Origin of the sequence: Armatimonas sp., assembly GCF_043760365.1 — a bacterium.
GTDB lineage: Bacteria > Armatimonadota > Armatimonadia > Armatimonadales > Armatimonadaceae > Armatimonas.
Genome location: NZ_JAYUPA010000124.1, coordinates 1 through 2,266 on the forward strand (window position 1 = coordinate 1; position 2,266 = coordinate 2,266).

Below are 2,266 nucleotides of genomic sequence, written 5' to 3' on the forward strand. Positions count from 1 at the left end.
CTGGAGCGATCCCGTCAGGTCTGCCCCAATCCGAACAAAACCCGTGCCGGATGTCAGCTCGATAGAGCCGGAATTCCCCCCCACCTCCACTTGACCGGAGCCTCTCCAACCCTGAGGCCGGAGGTACTGAAATGCCTTTCCTGGCCCAATATCAGGCTTTAGCTCCGGTGCTGTGAGTGCCCTGTTGCATCCCATTGCGAATAAACCAGTGATGACACAAACAAATCCTATGGTCTTCTGCATCTTTTTCTGTTCTCCTACGCCTTTTTTTCTGTTTCTGTTTCTTGTTTTTCTTCGTGAAAATCGGGGATCTCTTCAGGAGGAACCTCGACCACTTTGCCGTCGCGCCAGACCACCACGGACTGATCGTGGCGTTTGTGCTCCGCAAGGGCTGCCTCAACTCCCGCTTTGAATGCTTTTAAAACAACCGGAAGATGGCTTAGCTCAAACGGCTTCTTGGGTTTTGACTCGTCGCTCGACATAGTTTGCTCTCATCTGCTGCCACGCTTTGGGTTGTGGCGTTGTCCCGTACGCAATGACGTCCGGTTCCTCAAGGGTTGAATTGTCCAGCACCAGCCACTCATCGGCCAGCGGCTGGTAGAGATCGTAGAAACAGCGCAGGCCACTCTCCCAGCGCCGCCGGATCGTGGGTTCGGGAATCGAGTGCCCTCCGGTGCGAACGCGCTGCCGGACGCGTGCGACAGCCATATCCGGGCTGGGGAGATAGAGGAAATAGAGGTGTATCTGGTAGCCGCGCTCTCGTAGGTCTGAAACGCGCACCGCCAGCGCACGCCCCGAGAGGGTCGTCTCTAGCGCAAAGTCCTGCTCCTCGCTTGCGAGCGCATCCAAGCGCTCCAAGAGCAAACGTCCCGCCCGCACTTCTACCCCCCGAAAGTCGGACTGACGAAGCTCCTTGGCGATCTCATCCGCATTGAGATAGGGCATTGCGTCGGGTAAAAATGTCCGTGCAATCGTTGATTTCCCCGACCCGTTCGGTCCTGCTAGAATGATCAGTCGCGGCATACTGCGTATTGTACTGGATAGATCGGATGTGATCTGAAAAATAATGGGGGAGGTGCCGACTAATAGTGTAATGCGACTTGTAACGGACGATGGAATTTTTCTGACGGGTGACCCGGTGGATCTGGTCGCTCAGCTTGGTGCGCGAACCCGCGTGCTTGTTGGGGTGGCTACGGGTGGCGAGCGGGCGAGCATGCTGATGCAGTTGGAGTGTGACCGCATTGTGCGCTACCAGTTTGAGATCGGTTCCCTGTTTGCCACATTTGCGGCGGGTCGTCTGCTCGAAGACCTCGAAGACGAGGGACTCATTCTGATCTGTCGTTAAGCCCTGCCCCGTAGCTCTTGAATGTACTCCAGTGCCGCTTCCCTGACATTCTCAACCAGGCTTGCGCGGAGGGTTTCGGCGTAGGGGAGCGCAATCTCATCTCTCGCCGAGCCCAGAGTCAAGAGAGCGGCGACTGTCAGTTCGGTGTGGCGGTTATCGGTGATGGCGGTCAGTAAAAACTCCCGAACCGGATTTGCGAGGAGTGCTGCTTCGTCCGCTGAGAGCCGGGTCAGTAGCCGGGCGATTGTTGTGCGCAGTGCCGTCTCAATCTCCATTTCCCAGCGGCGCTTTCCTCCGTTGAGCAGTGCTGTGGTTTCGCACAGAGGCTCCAGTGTCTCACGCTCATGAACCTCTAAGATGACCTGTGTCAGCCCGGTGAGTGCATTGTCTCGCAGGGGGCCAAACCGCCGCTGGGTGAGCCAGACTGCCAGGCTGATCAAGAGAGGGCCGACCAGAAATAACGGCCAGCCCATGGTGCTAACCGATCCCCAAGAGACATTGAGCGCTGTCCAGACAAGCAGGCCCATTGCCAGCCAGATCAGTGTCGCTTTCTCGCGCCCGCGCCGGGTGAAGTCCTCATCCACGGCGCACCGGCACAGATAGGTCGCGGCGGTGTCCGCGCTCAGGCCCGCGAGGGCTTTGGTAATCTCAGGAGGGGGGAGGTGCACCGGTCTGAGCTTCTCTTTTATTGCTGGATAGACCTTTGACGTGCTTTGCTGGTTGAGCATGGCTAGTCCACTGCCTGCCAGCGCAGGAGCTTTCCCACACGCGCCTCGGGCATGTCCAGATGCGCTGCAAGCGCCTGCCGCGCATCGCAGACGGCAAGCTTGCTGGCCGCCTTGAACGCCTCAGGAAAGAAGCTCTCGCACGTGCCCCAGAGATAGCCGTAGGTTCCTCGCGTCCGCCCGGTCAGCCCCACTT

At 58.4% G+C, this 2,266-nt stretch carries 6 protein-coding genes; 1 reads left to right on the forward strand and 5 read right to left on the reverse strand.

Annotated elements, in window-relative coordinates:
• From ACH2EH_RS03285 to ACH2EH_RS03295, 3 genes are all read right to left on the reverse strand, one after another.
• Window positions 1–243, reverse strand: a 243-nt coding sequence (locus tag ACH2EH_RS03285; protein ID WP_395138932.1) for a hypothetical protein, incomplete at its 3' end; no start/stop codon positions are given.
• 14 nt (window positions 244–257) lie between these two features.
• Window positions 258–482 (reverse strand): hypothetical protein, encoded by a 225-nt coding sequence (locus ACH2EH_RS03290; protein WP_395138934.1) that lies wholly within the window; start codon window positions 480–482, stop codon window positions 258–260.
• Window positions 445–1,023 (reverse strand): zeta toxin family protein, encoded by a 579-nt coding sequence (locus tag ACH2EH_RS03295; protein ID WP_395138936.1) that lies wholly within the window; start codon window positions 1,021–1,023, stop codon window positions 445–447. Before ACH2EH_RS03295 ends, ACH2EH_RS03290 begins: the two co-directional genes overlap by 38 nt.
• A gap of 70 nt (window positions 1,024–1,093) precedes the next feature.
• Between ACH2EH_RS03295 and ACH2EH_RS03300 the strand changes: the two genes are divergently transcribed.
• The gene (locus ACH2EH_RS03300; protein ID WP_395138939.1) at window positions 1,094–1,345 is read left to right on the forward strand and encodes a hypothetical protein; all 252 of its coding nucleotides are present in this window, start codon (window positions 1,094–1,096) and stop codon (window positions 1,343–1,345) included.
• Here the strand turns inward: ACH2EH_RS03300 and ACH2EH_RS03305 are convergent.
• Together ACH2EH_RS03305 and ACH2EH_RS03310 are read right to left on the reverse strand one after the other, a co-directional pair.
• The gene (locus ACH2EH_RS03305) at window positions 1,342–2,073 is read right to left on the reverse strand and encodes a hypothetical protein (RefSeq protein ID WP_395138941.1); all 732 of its coding nucleotides are present in this window, start codon (window positions 2,071–2,073) and stop codon (window positions 1,342–1,344) included. The genes ACH2EH_RS03300 and ACH2EH_RS03305 overlap by 4 nt on opposite strands.
• A 2-nt stretch (window positions 2,074–2,075) precedes the next feature.
• A partial coding sequence (locus ACH2EH_RS03310) for a hypothetical protein (RefSeq protein WP_395138944.1) occupies window positions 2,076–2,266 on the reverse strand: 191 nt, incomplete at its 5' end.